Source organism: Pseudomaricurvus sp. ABR4_320, from assembly GCF_056159445.1.
On record NZ_JBSWVF010000015.1, the window covers coordinates 1 to 14727 of the forward strand.

The 14727-nt window shown below is 49.4% G+C and carries 13 protein-coding genes; 5 read left to right on the forward strand and 8 right to left on the reverse strand.

The features are described 5' to 3' along the window. Positions 1–69: 69 nt before the first annotated feature. Positions 70–597, forward strand: coding sequence for a hypothetical protein (locus tag ACXAFR_RS21685; protein WP_475180887.1), 528 nt, complete (start codon positions 70–72; stop codon positions 595–597). A 79-nt stretch (positions 598–676) separates the two neighbouring features. Here ACXAFR_RS21685 and ACXAFR_RS21690 read toward each other — a convergent pair whose 3' ends face one another. Together ACXAFR_RS21690 and ACXAFR_RS21695 are read right to left on the reverse strand one after the other, a co-directional pair. Further along, on the reverse strand, positions 677–1135 hold the full coding sequence (locus ACXAFR_RS21690) for a hypothetical protein (protein WP_475180890.1): 459 nt from the start codon (positions 1133–1135) through the stop codon (positions 677–679). Between the two features lie 59 nt (positions 1136–1194). Continuing rightward, the gene (locus ACXAFR_RS21695) at positions 1195–1701 is read right to left on the reverse strand and encodes a DUF4112 domain-containing protein (protein ID WP_475180892.1); all 507 of its coding nucleotides are present in this window, start codon (positions 1699–1701) and stop codon (positions 1195–1197) included. Positions 1702–1921: 220 nt separating this feature from the next. Between ACXAFR_RS21695 and ACXAFR_RS21700 the strand changes: the two genes are divergently transcribed. Further along, complete coding sequence (locus tag ACXAFR_RS21700; RefSeq protein WP_475180896.1) at positions 1922–2200, forward strand: hypothetical protein; 279 nt, start codon at positions 1922–1924, stop codon at positions 2198–2200. A 671-nt stretch (positions 2201–2871) separates the two neighbouring features. On the opposite strand, the gene cydB is transcribed toward ACXAFR_RS21700, so the two are convergent. Together cydB and ACXAFR_RS21710 are read right to left on the reverse strand one after the other, a co-directional pair. Further along, positions 2872–3870, reverse strand: a complete 999-nt coding sequence (cydB, locus tag ACXAFR_RS21705; protein ID WP_475180897.1) for a cytochrome d ubiquinol oxidase subunit II — start codon at positions 3868–3870, stop codon at positions 2872–2874. A gap of 6 nt (positions 3871–3876) precedes the next feature. Beyond that, on the reverse strand, positions 3877–5283 hold the full coding sequence (locus ACXAFR_RS21710; RefSeq protein ID WP_475180899.1) for a cytochrome ubiquinol oxidase subunit I: 1407 nt from the start codon (positions 5281–5283) through the stop codon (positions 3877–3879). 429 nt (positions 5284–5712) lie between these two features. Here ACXAFR_RS21710 and ACXAFR_RS21715 point away from each other — a divergent pair, with 429 nt between their 5' ends. Both ACXAFR_RS21715 and ACXAFR_RS21720 read left to right on the forward strand, forming a co-directional pair. Beyond that, positions 5713–10488 (forward strand): PAS domain-containing protein, encoded by a 4776-nt coding sequence (locus ACXAFR_RS21715; protein ID WP_475180901.1) that lies wholly within the window; start codon positions 5713–5715, stop codon positions 10486–10488. Between the two features lie 217 nt (positions 10489–10705). Beyond that, positions 10706–10864, forward strand: a complete 159-nt coding sequence (locus ACXAFR_RS21720; protein WP_475180904.1) for a YqaE/Pmp3 family membrane protein — start codon at positions 10706–10708, stop codon at positions 10862–10864. Positions 10865–10956: 92 nt separating this feature from the next. Here ACXAFR_RS21720 and ACXAFR_RS21725 read toward each other — a convergent pair whose 3' ends face one another. Further along, positions 10957–11793 (reverse strand): formate/nitrite transporter family protein, encoded by an 837-nt coding sequence (locus ACXAFR_RS21725; RefSeq protein WP_475180907.1) that lies wholly within the window; start codon positions 11791–11793, stop codon positions 10957–10959. A gap of 457 nt (positions 11794–12250) precedes the next feature. On the opposite strand from ACXAFR_RS21725, the gene ACXAFR_RS21730 reads away from it, so the two are divergent. Next, positions 12251–13279: a GGDEF domain-containing protein gene (locus ACXAFR_RS21730; protein WP_475180910.1), complete on the forward strand. Its 1029-nt coding sequence runs from the start codon at positions 12251–12253 to the stop codon at positions 13277–13279. 39 nt (positions 13280–13318) lie between these two features. Here ACXAFR_RS21730 and ACXAFR_RS21735 read toward each other — a convergent pair whose 3' ends face one another. The 3 genes from ACXAFR_RS21735 to grxD all read right to left on the reverse strand — a co-directional run bounded on the left by ACXAFR_RS21735 (position 13319) and on the right by grxD (position 14719). Then, complete coding sequence (locus tag ACXAFR_RS21735; protein WP_475180912.1) at positions 13319–14047, reverse strand: dinitrogenase iron-molybdenum cofactor biosynthesis protein; 729 nt, start codon at positions 14045–14047, stop codon at positions 13319–13321. A 78-nt stretch (positions 14048–14125) separates the two neighbouring features. Next, complete coding sequence (locus tag ACXAFR_RS21740) at positions 14126–14398, reverse strand: BolA family protein (protein WP_475180913.1); 273 nt, start codon at positions 14396–14398, stop codon at positions 14126–14128. A 9-nt stretch (positions 14399–14407) separates the two neighbouring features. Next, the gene (gene grxD, locus ACXAFR_RS21745; protein ID WP_475180915.1) at positions 14408–14719 is read right to left on the reverse strand and encodes a Grx4 family monothiol glutaredoxin; all 312 of its coding nucleotides are present in this window, start codon (positions 14717–14719) and stop codon (positions 14408–14410) included. Positions 14720–14727: the final 8 nt, after the last annotated feature.

Below are 14727 nucleotides of genomic sequence, written 5' to 3' on the forward strand. Positions count from 1 at the left end.
CAGCGTGCGATTTCCCGCCGCCGAATACCGACCAGGTCTAAGCTTGCACCTATAAAGTCAGGATATTTGATGACAAAAAATGATCAGGTTAAGAGAGGATTTTCAGCCATGCTTTCGAGCATCAAAGAAGATAGCCGCAAATCAGAAGCCCAGCTCAACGAGGAAATCGAAGCTCAACGGCGTAAAATAGAAGAAGACTTCTCTCGCCTTGAGAATTCAGTGAGTCCGGAGCAGGTCACAAAACTTGTCTTTCAGTTAGCGAGCGAGCAAGGTATCGACTACTTACGACTCCTGCAGAAAAAGATCAGCCTTTACCCTGCCTCGGCGTTAACACTCAGTGCGGCAGCTGCTGTGGCGCTCGTACTGGACTACCGCACTCAACCTAAAGACAGCATTCCCGATGACTCGGGCCCAGAGCCATTAGCGCAAGCCGATAGCGACCAACAGAGCATGAAATCAGTGGAAAATAATCTGAAGCGCTATCGCTACAGCCTCTATGGATTGGCTGCTTTGGCGGCAGGATTTATCATTGGATCAGCCGTGTCGGGCAGCAAAGTCAAAAAAGAGACAACAAAGAATCGCCAGGAGCCCAAGTAGGGGTTCCCCGCAAGGCACCCCCTTTGCGCTATCCGCCTTACGCTTTCGGGCGGACCGGGCGATGATACGACAGGAGGCCTTACAGCGCCTCAACGCCTTCGGCCTGGCGCACAATGCGCTTCGTTTCTTGATGCTCCAAGGTCAGGATATCGTCAACCAGATCGGCTACGACCTGAGTTTCTGCAGCAGATTTCATATAATCGAGAACATTCAACATCTCTTCGTGAATGTTGTTGACGTCAGCAATGATATCTTCCGTCGACATGCCACTGTAATCTCGATCCTTCAGACCTTCGACAAGAACATTGTTGCTTTGCGCATACTCGTAGAACCACGTATTTAAAGCCTCTTTTTCCGCCGATTCCGATACTCTGTCTAACATTCTTTTAAGGTTGCCCTCTCTCTCGGACAAGTACTCGATCAGCATGGATACCCTTTCATCCTGACTGACGCGCTCATCTTCTGCCAAGCGGGTTGATAGCTCACCATGAACGTCTTTCAACCGGGAAAGAATCTCTCCAAACGTTTGCGCGGCCATAAAATCCTCCTATTAAAAAGTAAGACAAAAATCGAATGAATAACGAAAAGCTCAAGCACCTACCCAAACAGGGCAGCGTACACAGCACTACAGAACCAAATTGCCATCCATACCATCAAAACCAATATTCCAATTGCTACAACCAAAGCAGCCAAATTTACAAGCACACTTCTCCGACGGGTTTCTTTGGGGCGATTTGAATAGTCATGCAGCAGCATTGCGTTTCTCGTGTGAGACTTCCAAAAGAAGTCAAAAACGTCGCCGACGATAGGGATTGCCCCAATTGCCGTATCTGCAAGCACATTCAGCAACATCCTCAGCATGACCGATCTGGGCAGCTCTCTTTTCCAAGCCTGAAAGAGAACCCCAATGGACAGGAGTGCGCCAATCAAGTCGCCAACGCCCGGGATCAACCCCAATATGCCGTCGGCCCCTATCCGAAAACCGCCCGGTAAACGGATGCTGCTATCCATGAACCACGCTAACCCCTTAGCAGGCCCTCGGCCACGAACCGTTCGGTTGTCGCCGCTGTAAAATGTCTTCTGATCACCGACCGCATCGGCCATAAATTGCACTCCTAGGTATCTCCACGACAGCGATTGGTGCGCGCCAATGAAAAGGCGACAAGCCGACTCACCGCTTCCTGCCCAAAACAACGCAACTTTCTTACCAAGACAAAACCCTTTAAAAGAGTGGCGCACTAGAAACGTGGAATGCTGTTTGAATATGAATCAGTGCTGCTTGCCAGCATGAAACGTCGAAGACACAACTCATAGAGGCAACGTTATGACCATTGAGAAAGCGATAGAAGAAAACGTCGACGATCTTATTGATACTTTTTTTGATACCAGCCAAGACACGTCAAGAATCGGTATTCGCCTTGCCAGCCCGCTAACGCCCGAACAATCAAATCAAGTTCAAGTCAGGTTTAATGCCATGACAGAGGTAAGAACAACATTGATCGATGAGCAAAAAGGACAAATCTATCTGCTTGGTGAAATCACCACAGCCAAAGCCCGTGAAACCTTAAACGCCTTAGGCTTAGCGATCGAGGGAGAGGAGTAACCTCTCTTGCTCGTTCCTAACGTCGCCCATACCCATCGGGCATCATGCAACGAAATTTCAAATAAGCTTTCCTGAAAAAAAGGAAAAATCTTCGCAAAATTTACATCCGCCATCGCTTTGATCTTCCCGAACATCACTAAATCAGAGGAAATCTTCTTTTCCAAACAGTGAGAGACGGGCAAATCACAATGGGAAAATTGATCTAACCAAATGATTTATATAGGAATTAACGAAGCAGAGCTGACTATAAAACCTGTGCAAACAAAAAACCAAAAGGCGATGGCACAGGAGTTGCTCTATCCATTATTAAGAACGCAATGCTGTCGACAGCATGCAGGCAAACAAGGGCACAAGCTCGAGAGAGAATCATTTTGGCACCGGCAGCCATCGATGGCGCTAACGGAGATCGGCAAGAAAACCAGACAAGACCAAGTAACCAGATTTTAAACCGGCTTTAATAGCAGCACCGGAAGAGTTTCCACGCGGGAGGTCATAGCCTTCCTTTTTTTATTTCTTTTTTCTGTCATGCCATAACGCATCACAACGTCATAGCTGTAATAACCACCTCAGAATCCCCGCGACCAACAAAAGAGCGAACACACCGCCCAACCACAGTCCGCCAAACCACAATAATTTTGAAGTCAGGGGCCTACCGGCCTTTACCTGTTCCATCAGTGGTAACCTCCTTCCGGATCCACCTTGCCCCTAAAGACCCAATAGGCGTAGGCGGTATAGGCAAGAATTAAAGGAATCAGAACCGCCGAGCCAACCAACATAAATTTTAAGCTCGAATCCGGCGCAGCAGCCCGCGCAATCGTTACCCCGTGGGGAACGATATCCGGAAATATTGTGAACAGAATTCCGCCAAAACTGACGGCGAAAATACCCAGAGCCGCTAAAAAGGGATAGGCGTCATGATGCTCGTGCAATCCGCGGTAAAACCACCACAACAGCAGTCCGATCAAAATTGGAACCAGGGGTGCGCCAAAAGCAGAAGGAAAGCCAAACCACCGGTGAAAATAATTTTCGTGCAAAAACGGCGTCCATATACTGACGATACCGAGTAAGACAACTGTCGCCACCAAACTTACCACCGCGATCTTTCGTGCCTTAAGAGCGATTTCAGCCTCAGTTTTTAATACCAGCCAGCTGGCGCCCAACATGACATATCCAACCACCAAAGAAATGCCCGTAACCACCGTGAACGGTGTCAGCCAATCCCACCAGCCGCCGGCATATCCTCGCGCCTCAACCTGCACACCTTGAATAATCGCGCCTAAGGCAATCCCCTGGGCCAGACTCGCAACAAAAGATCCGCTAAAAAATGCCCAGTCCCACAGCTTGCGATAGCGGATACTGCGCCAGCGATACTCAAATGCCACACCGCGGAATACCAATCCCAACAACATGGCGATAATCGGGGCGTACAACGCAGGCATTAGTACCGCGTAAGCAAGTGGAAAAGCCGCGTAAAGACCTCCGCCCCCCAAAACCAACCAGGTTTCATTGCCATCCCATACGGGAGCAACAGAGTTCATCATTTGATCGCGCTGCGCGCCCGGTGCGTAAGCGGGAAACAGAATGCCAATACCCAAATCAAAACCATCGAGAACGACATAGGCGAAAACCGCAAATGCCAGCAAGCCGGCCCAAAGAATTGCCAAATCCATACTCAATTACCGTCCAGAGGAAGGGGAATGAGGAGTAATCCCGGTGCTGCGTAAAGGGCCCTCATCAAGTTCAGCGTCGGTGACCAACTCGGGTACTTTGCCCATCAGCCTGAGGATGTAGTAAGTACCGGCACCGAATACCAGCGTATAGACAATAATGAACATCGACAGGGATATCGCGAGCGCCGGCGCTTCCAGCGGCGAGTGCGCCTGTGCCGTCAAAAGCTCCCCATATACAACCCAAGGTTGACGTCCAACTTCCGTGGTCACCCAGCCCGCAAGCACTGCAACAAACCCTGAGGGTGCCATCATCACTGCCAGACGATGGAGATTCTTCTGGTGATAGAGTTCACCTTTACGCCTTGCCCAAAACCCCCAAATGCCAACCATCAGCATCAGCATCCCGATCCCAACCATGAGCCGAAACGTCCAGAATATAACTTCTGCTGGCGGCCTCTGATCTTCTGGCCAAGCTTTTAGTCCATCGATCGGGGCTGAAGGACTGTGCTTAAGAATCAGCGAACCCAGTTTGGGGATTTCAATCGCGTATCGAGTCTCTTCTTTCTCATCGTCTGGAATGCCAAATAGAATAAGCGGAGCACCATCTGGCCAGCTTTCGTAGTGGCCTTCCATCGCTGCAATTTTGGCGGGCTGATGCTCCATGGTATTCAACCCATGCATGTCACCCGCAACAATCTGTATCGGAGCAACAATCGTTGCCATCCAAATGGCCATCGAGAACATCTTGCGAACCGCCGGATTTTGCAACTCGGACTTACGGCGCAACAAATGCCAGGCACCGACTCCCCCGACAACAAACGATGTGGTTAAGTAGGCCGCCAATACCATATGCGTTAAGCGATAGGGAAACGACGGATTGAAAACAATTTGCCACCAATCTTCAGGAATAAACTGTCCCTGATCGTTTATCGAGAAACCAGCGGGGGTATGCATCCAGGAATTCACCGATAAAATCCAAGTGGCAGAAATTAAGGTTCCGACGGCAACCATCAATGTGGCGAAAAAGTGCAACCTCTCTCCCACCAGCTGTCGTCCAAACAACATAACCCCCAAAAAGCCCGCCTCTAAAAAAAAGGCTGTGAGCACCTCGTAGGCCATCAGTGGTCCTAAGACCGGCCCTGTCTTATCCGCAAAGACACTCCAATTGGTCCCAAACTGGTAACTCATCACGATGCCAGAAACCACCCCCATTCCGAAGGCCACCGCGAAAATCTTCTTCCAATAGTCGAAAAGTGTTATGTATACCTCGTCCCTGCGCCACAGATACATCCCGTTGAGAACCGCCAGGAAACTGGCCAGACCGATCGAAAAGGCAGGGAAAATAATATGGAAGGAAATCGTAAAAGCGAACTGCAAACGCGCCAGCAGTGTGGCGTCTAAGAACTCCAGCATGGGTTACCCCAGGGTCACAAAAAGAGACAGGGACCGGATATTGGCCCAGTAGGTGCATGATATCCCGGCATATTGGCCAGTGCTGGCAGCTTTTGTGAGACTGCTGTCAGCAGCCCTCGCCCCACACAAACCGAAGGAAGTTACGCTCTGCCGATCACCGCGGTTCAGTCGATTAATCGTCAGATGCTACTGGCAGGTAAGTTGCGTATCTTCGTTTTCGATAACGAGCGCCAGGCTCTGCACAGGTGGCGAAATCATAAAAGCCCAGGAGGCTGCCATAAAACAAGCCTGGCTGACGGCAAGTCAGGATTCCGCTAAGCTATAGCGCATTGAAAAAAGCGACACGCGATCCTCTGGATTCCGTATGAGAATGACATACCCAAGCACCAATACCAGATACCCGCATCGCTGCAACACCAAGACATAACCATGATGAGCCAACCGCACAAAGCCCAGCTACTTGTAGGCGTTATTTCAAGCTCCGACAGCTTCGAAGATCTACTCAGACTGCTTAGGACGCTACCTGCATCAGCCGATGGCATGTGCTTTCTGCTGTATCACCGGTATCACGGAAAAAGCCCAGGCCTCACAAGCCTCCTGTCAGATAACTGTGATCTTGCTATCGTCTCGGTGGATGGATCTAACCCTGTCCGCCTGACTCCAAACACCGTCTTCGTACTCTCTGGCGACTGCTTTTTCGAGGTTGATAGCGAGCAGATCCAAAAACGCTCTGCTGGCCCATCAATCCCTTTTCACGACCCTGAAGACCATCTGCTGCGATCCATCGCCAGAAATTTCCCCAAACAGTGTGCGGCAATCGTACTGACCGATGGTGCGCACGGCTGCGGCGGCTTATTGGAAATTGCCGGGAAGGGTGGCTTAACGTTACGGCCAGACTGCAATCGCTTTTCCGCGCTTCAAGCGATGGTGCGCGCCCTACCTTTACGGCGAATTTTTCTGGAACTAAAACGTTTCAGTCTGCGCAATACACCCCGCAACGACCGCCAGTCAGCCCTGGTTCGAGAAATTGACAGCCAGCAGACAGCCGTGAAAAGCGAACTGCCTGATTCCGGCGAACTTACTTTTTTTGCGGAAGAGGCTGACAGAGAGAGTCTCTCTAAAAACGTTCTGGAGCCAATCATCGAAAGCCTGGGCGAAGGCGAAGATTTTCGCTTGTGGATTCCAGGATGCAACACCGGAGAAACCGCCTACGGCCTTGCCATACAAATTTTGGAATTGTTAGAACAGCGCCAGCGCTCAAACTGCCTCCGGATCTTCGCTACCGATACCAATATGGCCGCGATTGGGCTAGCCAGGCGAGCAACATACCCCCCAAAATTGCTGCACTGCTTATCTTCGAATCAGTTAAAGCGCTACTTCAAACCAATAGAAGGCTCCGACAGTTTTAAGATCCGTCAAAATATTCGCAACTGCATTTCTTTTGCTCGCCAGGATCCAATAACGGACCCACCGTTCCATCGCCTGCATCTGGTTTACTGCCGACATTTAACCGGTTCCAACGAACCGCATCAAAGAGCAAAAATATTCAGAGCCTTTTCCTATGCGCTATTAACCGACGGCTATCTGGCTCTTGAAGGTAAAACGCAACCACCTGCGGGACTCGCCCATTTTTTGCGGATAATGCCCGATCGCCCCTACTACAAAAAATTGGCGTCTCACCCCGGTAACCTGGTTTTCGATACCAACCTTCAAAGCCGCAGCTATTCCCAGCTGATGAAGTCTCAGGCATTTCAATCCATCAGCAAACCACCTGCGCCGCCAAAGCAGCAGAAAATTGAACAACACTTACTTGAACGCTACGCTCCCCCAACTCTGATCACCCATCAGGACGGGAAAATTGAACATCAATTTGGCGACTGCCAGAGCTATCTCAACCAGACCTACGAACCAGGGATCAGCACACTTTTCGATGTACTCCCCGCGGAACTCGCCGAAAAATGCTTTCAAAAACTCAGCCAGATACAACCGGACTCTCCGGCGGTTACCTTTCGCTGGGCGTGCCAACAATCCTCTGACATATCCGCGAACAACAAGCCTCTGTTTCGCGGTGTCGTGTTTATCGAGATCACCCCGCTAGCCGATGAGATCACAGGTTCGGAAACCTTATATGCAACCAGCTTCCACTCCCACGACCATTCTGCAAACGTAGAATCAACGCTACCAGGACCAGAAGCGCCCGTAGAAGCCACTCTCAGCTCGCCGGAGGTCATGCAACAGGCTCTGGCTGCAACTCGTCAGGAATTACAGTCTACAATCGAAGAATTGGAGCTTAGCAACAGCGAGCTTCAGCAGGCCCATTACCGCACCCTAGAAAGTCGCGAGCGAGTCCAGGCTGCCTATCAGGATCTTGAAAACAGTACCGAAGAGCTCAAAATTATCAACGAGGAACTCAATCGAGTTAACAACCTCCTCCACGATAAAATCGAACAATTGGAAGCTGCTCATAACGACCTGGAGAATTTTTTTACCAGTGCCGAGCTTCCCATATTGTTTCTGGATGACCGTCTCCAACTCCAGAGGTTTACACCTGCAGCCTCCCAACTCTGGCAATTGACAGACGCGTCTCTCGGTACATCTATTCGTCAAATGGATATCGACCCTCAGGACAAGCAAGCATTAACCGAAGATTGTCAAAGAGTGCTGGAAACGCTGCAGCCAGTGATCCGAGAAGTGCAACACGAAAACCATTGGTATCAGAGACGAATAACCCCCTACCACACCTCCCCCACCCGGATTGAAGGGGTTGTGTTAACGCTCAATGACATCACAACGGTTAAGCATCTCTCCCAACAGGCCGCCAGGCGAGAACAACAGCAGAAAGTCATCGCTGATTTGAGTCTGCTCGCATTGGAATCGGACGACACAATCCACATCCTTGACGTTCTGGTCGAAAAAGTCAGTGAAACTCTCGGCGCGGAATACTGCAAAATTCTTCAATACGATGCTGTAGATCAAACATTGCGAATGGTATCCGGCAAAGGCTGGCAAACGTCTATCATTGAAGAGCAGATTCCCACCGGCAAGGACTCGCTTTCCGGTTACACACTATCGATTAAAGAACCTGTCGTCGTCGAAGCCTTCTCCCAGGAAGAACGTTTCAAAAGTTCAGATTTACTACGACAGCATGGCGTCAGTAGTGCTCTTAGCTGCCTGATCGGTCACATTGATCACCCCTTTGGCGTCTTCTCTGTACACAGCCGCGATACAGGAAAGTTTAACCAGGATGATGCCAGCTTCCTGGTATCTGCCGCGGGCATTTTATCCACTTACCTGCAGATTCAAACCAACCGCTATGAGCTTAGGGAACGGGAAGCCGAATTCCGCACCATGGCAAACGCCATTTCCCATATGTCCTGGATGGTCAATAGCCAGGGCGAGGCATTTTGGTATAACGATCGCTGGTATCAATATACCGGTTCCACGTTGGAATCGATGAAAGATTGGGGTTGGATGCAGGTACTGCACCCGGATTATCTCGACCCCATGCTGCACAAATTTAAAGAACATTTAGCGTCTGGGGAATTTTGGGAAGACACCTTCCCAATTCGATCAGCGAACGGGGATTATCGCTGGTTTCTCTCACGCGCGCTTCCTATTCGCAATGCCGACGGCATCATCACGCGCTGGCTCGGCACCAATACCGATGTGACAGATCAGCGAGAGCAAGCCGCGGCGCTCAGTGAATCCGAGAAAAAACTTCGCTTGGCGCTCGAAGCACACCACTCAGGTGCCTTTGAATACTATCTAAATTGGGAAGAAACCTATTGGGATGACTATCTGAAATCCCTCTGGGGAATTGCGCCGGACGAAACGCCCACCCAGGAAATCTTCTGGAAATCCATTGATGTTCGCGATGTTGAGCGCGTTCGCCACGCCATAGAAGCGGCGATGAACGACGAAGACGACGGCCACTATCACACTGAATACCGAGTTGTGAACCGCCAAACAGGGGCCTCAACCTGGGTGGAAGCCAGTGGCCAGGTCATCTTTGAGAGTCAGCTGCCACTGAAAATGGTGGGCATGGTCATTGATATCAGCGAACGCAAAGCACTAGAGTTTTCACTACAAACCGCCATTCACGAATTGCAGGAAGCTGACGAACGAAAAAATGAATTTCTGTCGATTCTCGGACATGAATTACGCAACCCATTAGCCGCGCTAAGTAATAGCCTGGAGCTAGCTAAAAATCCCAGCACTGCCAATCCAGAACAGATTTATCGAATCATGCGGCACAGCATCAACGCCATGGCGCACCTGCTGGATGACTTGCTAGACCTGAATCGAATTACTCGCGATAAAATTGAACTTCAAAAAATAGCGGTTGATATCAATCAACTGCTGAAAAATAGCATCGCACAAACACACAGTTTTCAGGAAAATAAAGGGCATCGACTTACCGTCAACTGCGAAGACGGGCTTATCACCAAAGCAGATACCAACAGACTGGAGCAGGTGTTCACCAACTTAGTCATTAATGCCTGCAAATATACGCCTCCCGGAGGTCTGATCAACATTGAAGCTCGCCGTAAAGGGGATGACATTATTGTTCGCTTTACTGACAATGGTGTCGGTATCAGTGAAGACAATCAAAGCAAAATTTTTCAACCGTTCATTCAAATCACCCAGGTTGGTAGCGCCTCTTCAGGCTTGGGTATCGGCTTGGCTCTGTGTAAAAAACTGATGGAATTACACAATGGTAATATCACTGTCTCCAGTCCGGGCTCACATCTAGGCTCGACGTTTACCCTGTCGATTCCCTACGTTGAAGCCGAACTTCCCGCCCCGCCACCGACGCCTCAGAAAGTGGACACCAGCCACCGACGACTACAACTGGTTTTAATCGAAGATAACGAAACGATATTAGAGACCTTTCCGCTACTTCTTGAGCAGCTTGGATGCGACGTCAGAACAGCGGCCAATGCCACCGATGGAATCGCACTCTGCCAGCTGGAAGTTCCAGACCTTATGTTTGTCGATATTGGTCTGCCCGACATGAGCGGGCACGAATGCGCCCAAAAACTCAGAGACCAGGGATACCATGGAGAGCTGATTGCCCTGTCAGGATACAGTCATAAAGAAATGCGTGATAAATCCCTCGCCTGCGGCTTCAATCATCATATGGCGAAGCCGATTTCTCTCTCGGATATCCAGCTGATACTGAATGATATTCGCAGACGTTGGTGACGAAACACACAGGATGTACACGCTCACCAAGCGACAATACTTGGTGTGAAATTTTTACAGCGTTCTACCGCATTTTTTTCATTATCACTCAACAGCACCAGCACGCAGGCCTGCCGAAAGCACTGGAATCGCGGCATATAGAAACTACGGCGTGCCTGGCAAAGTTCCTGCATAGACTCTCTACAGACATTTACAATACAGAAAAAATGGAGAGAACATGGACTTTTTACGAGTACTATTTTCGATTTTGTTGCCGCCCTTAGGTGTTTTTCTGCAAGTTGGATTAAAAGGCGCCTTCTGGCTGAACATTCTGCTGACGATCTTAGGTTATATCCCCGGCATCGTGCACGCGGTATGGATTATTGCTCGACGCTAACAAAGACATGTCAAAAGCAAAAAATAAAAGGGCGAGTGGTGACACCACTCGCCTTTTTTAATACGCCTTATCTCGAGCGTCATTGGTTGCAGTTACTGCATTTCCTCCGATCCATACACCACCTGTCCAAAGTTAATCGCTGCCACCAACATGATACCGCCAACCATATTACCGGCGATTGTCGGTAAAAAGAAAACCGCTATAAAATCACCGATACTGTGCATACCGGTAAAGACTGCGTAGAGCGCAGCTACCGAACCGGCAACAACGTGGGGAAAATGCGCAAGACCTATCACGAAAGTAACCATGACAATGACCAGTACTCTGGCGGTCTCAGCAAAAGGCAACAGCCACAACATAAGCGCAACCAACCAACCCGCGAAAATCGCTCGTACGAACATAGTGCCGGTTGGGTACTCATATTCTTTTGCCGCTATTTCCCGCAGAATAGACTCCACACTTGGGTCGGCGACATCGAAGAATGCCAGCACCGCTGCAAACAGCGAGGTTCCCAATAAATTGCCGAGTAAGACAACCGCCCAAAGCGTCAGCGTACTGCCAACTACCTGTCTATTGTGAGCGCGGAATACTTCTAACACTGGTGCCAAGGTATTTTCGGTAAATAGCTGCTGCCGACCGAGAATGACAAACAGAAAACCAACAGAATAACCAAGACTGCTTACAATGGTCTGCCAGCCGGACGCAGGCGTGTGATGGTACAACAAGGCCTGGGCAATAAAGGAAAAGCCCATCGACAACCCCGCAGCAAGGGCAGACCAAGCCAAGGCCCTACGAGAGCGGTGTAGCTCTGCTTCAGCGGTACTACGAATCGCCTCAAAAACGACCGCCGCACTCGGTGCCTGTCTCTGTCTTGCCTCACGCTTCTCGCGCTGATCCAGGTCCTTTTGTCGGGGTAACTCGTTAGCCATTCAGAAAACGTCTCAGATAGGGAGGTCTTGATCGGCCAAACTAGGCAAAAACCCACCCATTGGCTCAGAAGTCTTGTACGCCAAAGATCCGCCTGAGGATCTGCTAAAACCTAGGATGTACACGTCGATTAGGGCCCGAGCGACCCGATAACGGCGGTCATGGATATGTGACCTGGTTGGGATTTACAGGGATTGATATCTTGCCCGAGGCACAATATCTCCTGCAAAAATGCGTAACTATTAATAAGAAACCCCCATCTGTATCACCGCCTATAGGATACTTCTCTCCAATTCCGGCGAACAAAACGGATATTTCGCCCATAGTTAAGAAAATGGCAATATTTTGGGTGTCTTCTAAAATGATTGTTGCCCGCTGAACTATTATTAGGGACAAGAAACATCGGATGGAAACCGACTTTCCATTCTGCTGCAGTTCAACAGATGAGCAATTCCTGACGTGACCAATCCGTACAACGAAGACGACTTTGCCAAAGCATCCGAAAATCTGCGGATGGCTATTGGTTTTCTGTCGCGTCACAAGCTTCCGCCATCGCCATTTAACTACCGACTCAGCTACGACTATGTGGCAGGCAAGAGCCAAAAGCTCAGAGACGAGCTGGACGTTTTGACCTCCAATGGCGGATTCGATCCAGATTCCCTTTGGGACGTGTATCGGCAACATTTCATCCAGGATGAATCGCACCTCAAGGTTATGCGCCAACAGCTGCGCAGCATCATTGAAAGTGTGCAGACCGAGTTACAAGGGTCTGGTGACAATCTAGACAACTATTCCGACACCTTAAGCCGCTTCGCCGAGATCCTGGATTCTGACGCCAGCCCAGCCACATTGACGGGTGAAGTTCAAAAAGTTTTGAGCGATACCAAGACGATTGGAGCTTCCCAAAAACGTCTGGAAGAGAACATGTGCCAAGTCATGGCGGAAGTTGACGAACTCAGGAAAGAGCTGGAAAAAGTCAAAGAAGAAGCCTTGACGGATTCTCTAACAGGAATCGCCAATCGAAAAGCGTTCGATCGAGCGTTCACAGAGGCCATGGAGCACTGCCGCCAAGAGAACACTCCGTTAACCGTCGTGATTGGCGATATTGATCATTTTAAACAATTCAATGACACCTATGGTCATTTGATTGGCGACAAAGTCTTAAAATTTGTTGCCTCAACATTAAAACAGTGTCTCAAGGGGGCTGACCTGGCGGCAAGATTTGGCGGAGAAGAATTTGCCATTATTTTGCCAAACACCAACGTGAATGGCGCAACCGCGGTCTGTGAAAAAATACGCAAAACAATTTGCGCTAAGAATTTGAAAGATACCGCAACTGACAAAAGCTACGGCAAGATCACCATGTCGATCGGTCTCGCTCAGGTCCGCCCTAACGAAACGGCTCACGACGCCATTGACCGAGCAGACAGCGCGCTTTATAAAGCCAAGCAAAGCGGACGAAATCAAGTCAACGCCGCCCCACTCTGATAGCGGATATACGCCCTCTTGAACCTTGTTCAAAAGGATTTATGCAACGTCTTCTTCCTCTGGTAACGACTTACAGCGAATCCGCTCCTGCTCATTCTGCCCCATCAGCTTGGCCAACCAAGGCGGAGGCGACGTAAGCATAACCTGTTGCAGTTTTCCTAGAACCTCTCGCGCTTCACCACCACTAATTTCTTTAATAGGATGTACCCCTGCCCGAATGACTTTGGCCGCTGCAGGACCTCCAACCGAGACAAAATAACCAACATCACAGTCTTTGATAAGATTAGCTCGGAACAGATTTTTATCATCGGAAAAATCCGCCTCAAGTGCGGAACGAATATCAACCAATTTCAGTTGTTTCGTATCCATCTGATATATCAAGTAACGGATGCAAGAACCAAAGTGACCATTTAATTGCTGATGGCTGTTAGACGCCACAGCCACTTTAATACTGCCCTTGGGATCACCCTCAAAAAATTCCAACCTGGGTAATGCTTCCTGTTCGTCATCCCCCCATAGCACTCGGACGGCTTCTTTCATTTCATCCAGACCGATGCCAATATCCTCACCGTCTTCTTCACCGTCCAAACTCGCTACACTGGTTTTCAAATCAGTGACAGTTACGGTCTTCAACGACTCCTCACTGATGTCACCATCGAGGCGGGAATAGAGAATCTCCAACAATTGTCCAACAGTTATACCGGGTAGAATACGAGCGGCCAAAGCAATTTTCAAAGCCGCTTCACGGCTGATATTTGCGGTTTCCATAGGGTGTCTCCGACGAATAAATCACGGTTAAATAGGCCTCTAACGGGCGTTATTTCGCAGAAATCAATGGTCTACCATTCACAAGGACAATTGAACCAAGCCGGTAGATTCTGCTGTTTTCTTATTCCATTCGTCGAAAGTAAATGCCTTCACCGTCAGCGCATGCAAGGTTCCGCTCGTCAACAGATCCGAAAAACCTGATAAAATCTTCTGCTGACGCTTCATGGTGTTCAGCCCCTCAAAATCATCGCTAACGACGGTTACTGAAAAATCACAGTCGGCACCACTGACATCAATTTCCGCTGAAGGAACAATTTCCAGCAGTCGAGCTTCAATCTCTTTGCTTTCCATAATGCACCTCTACGCGGTTTCAAAAAGCTTCATTAATGAGCCGTCATCAACCATTTCACAAACGACATCACTACCGCCGACCAATTCGCCATGAACAAAAAGCTGGGGAAAGGTTGGCCAGTTCGACACTTCAGGAAGGCGCTCACGAATAAAAGGCGCTTCCAGAACGTTAATGTAAGCGTAATCAACACCCGTTTTTTTTAACGCCTTAACCGCCGCTTCCGAAAACCCACACTGCGGAGCTTCGGGGATGCCTTTCATGTAAAGAATCACTGGATTCGATGCAATTTGATGCTTAATTTTGTCTACCGTACTGCTCATGTCAGGCT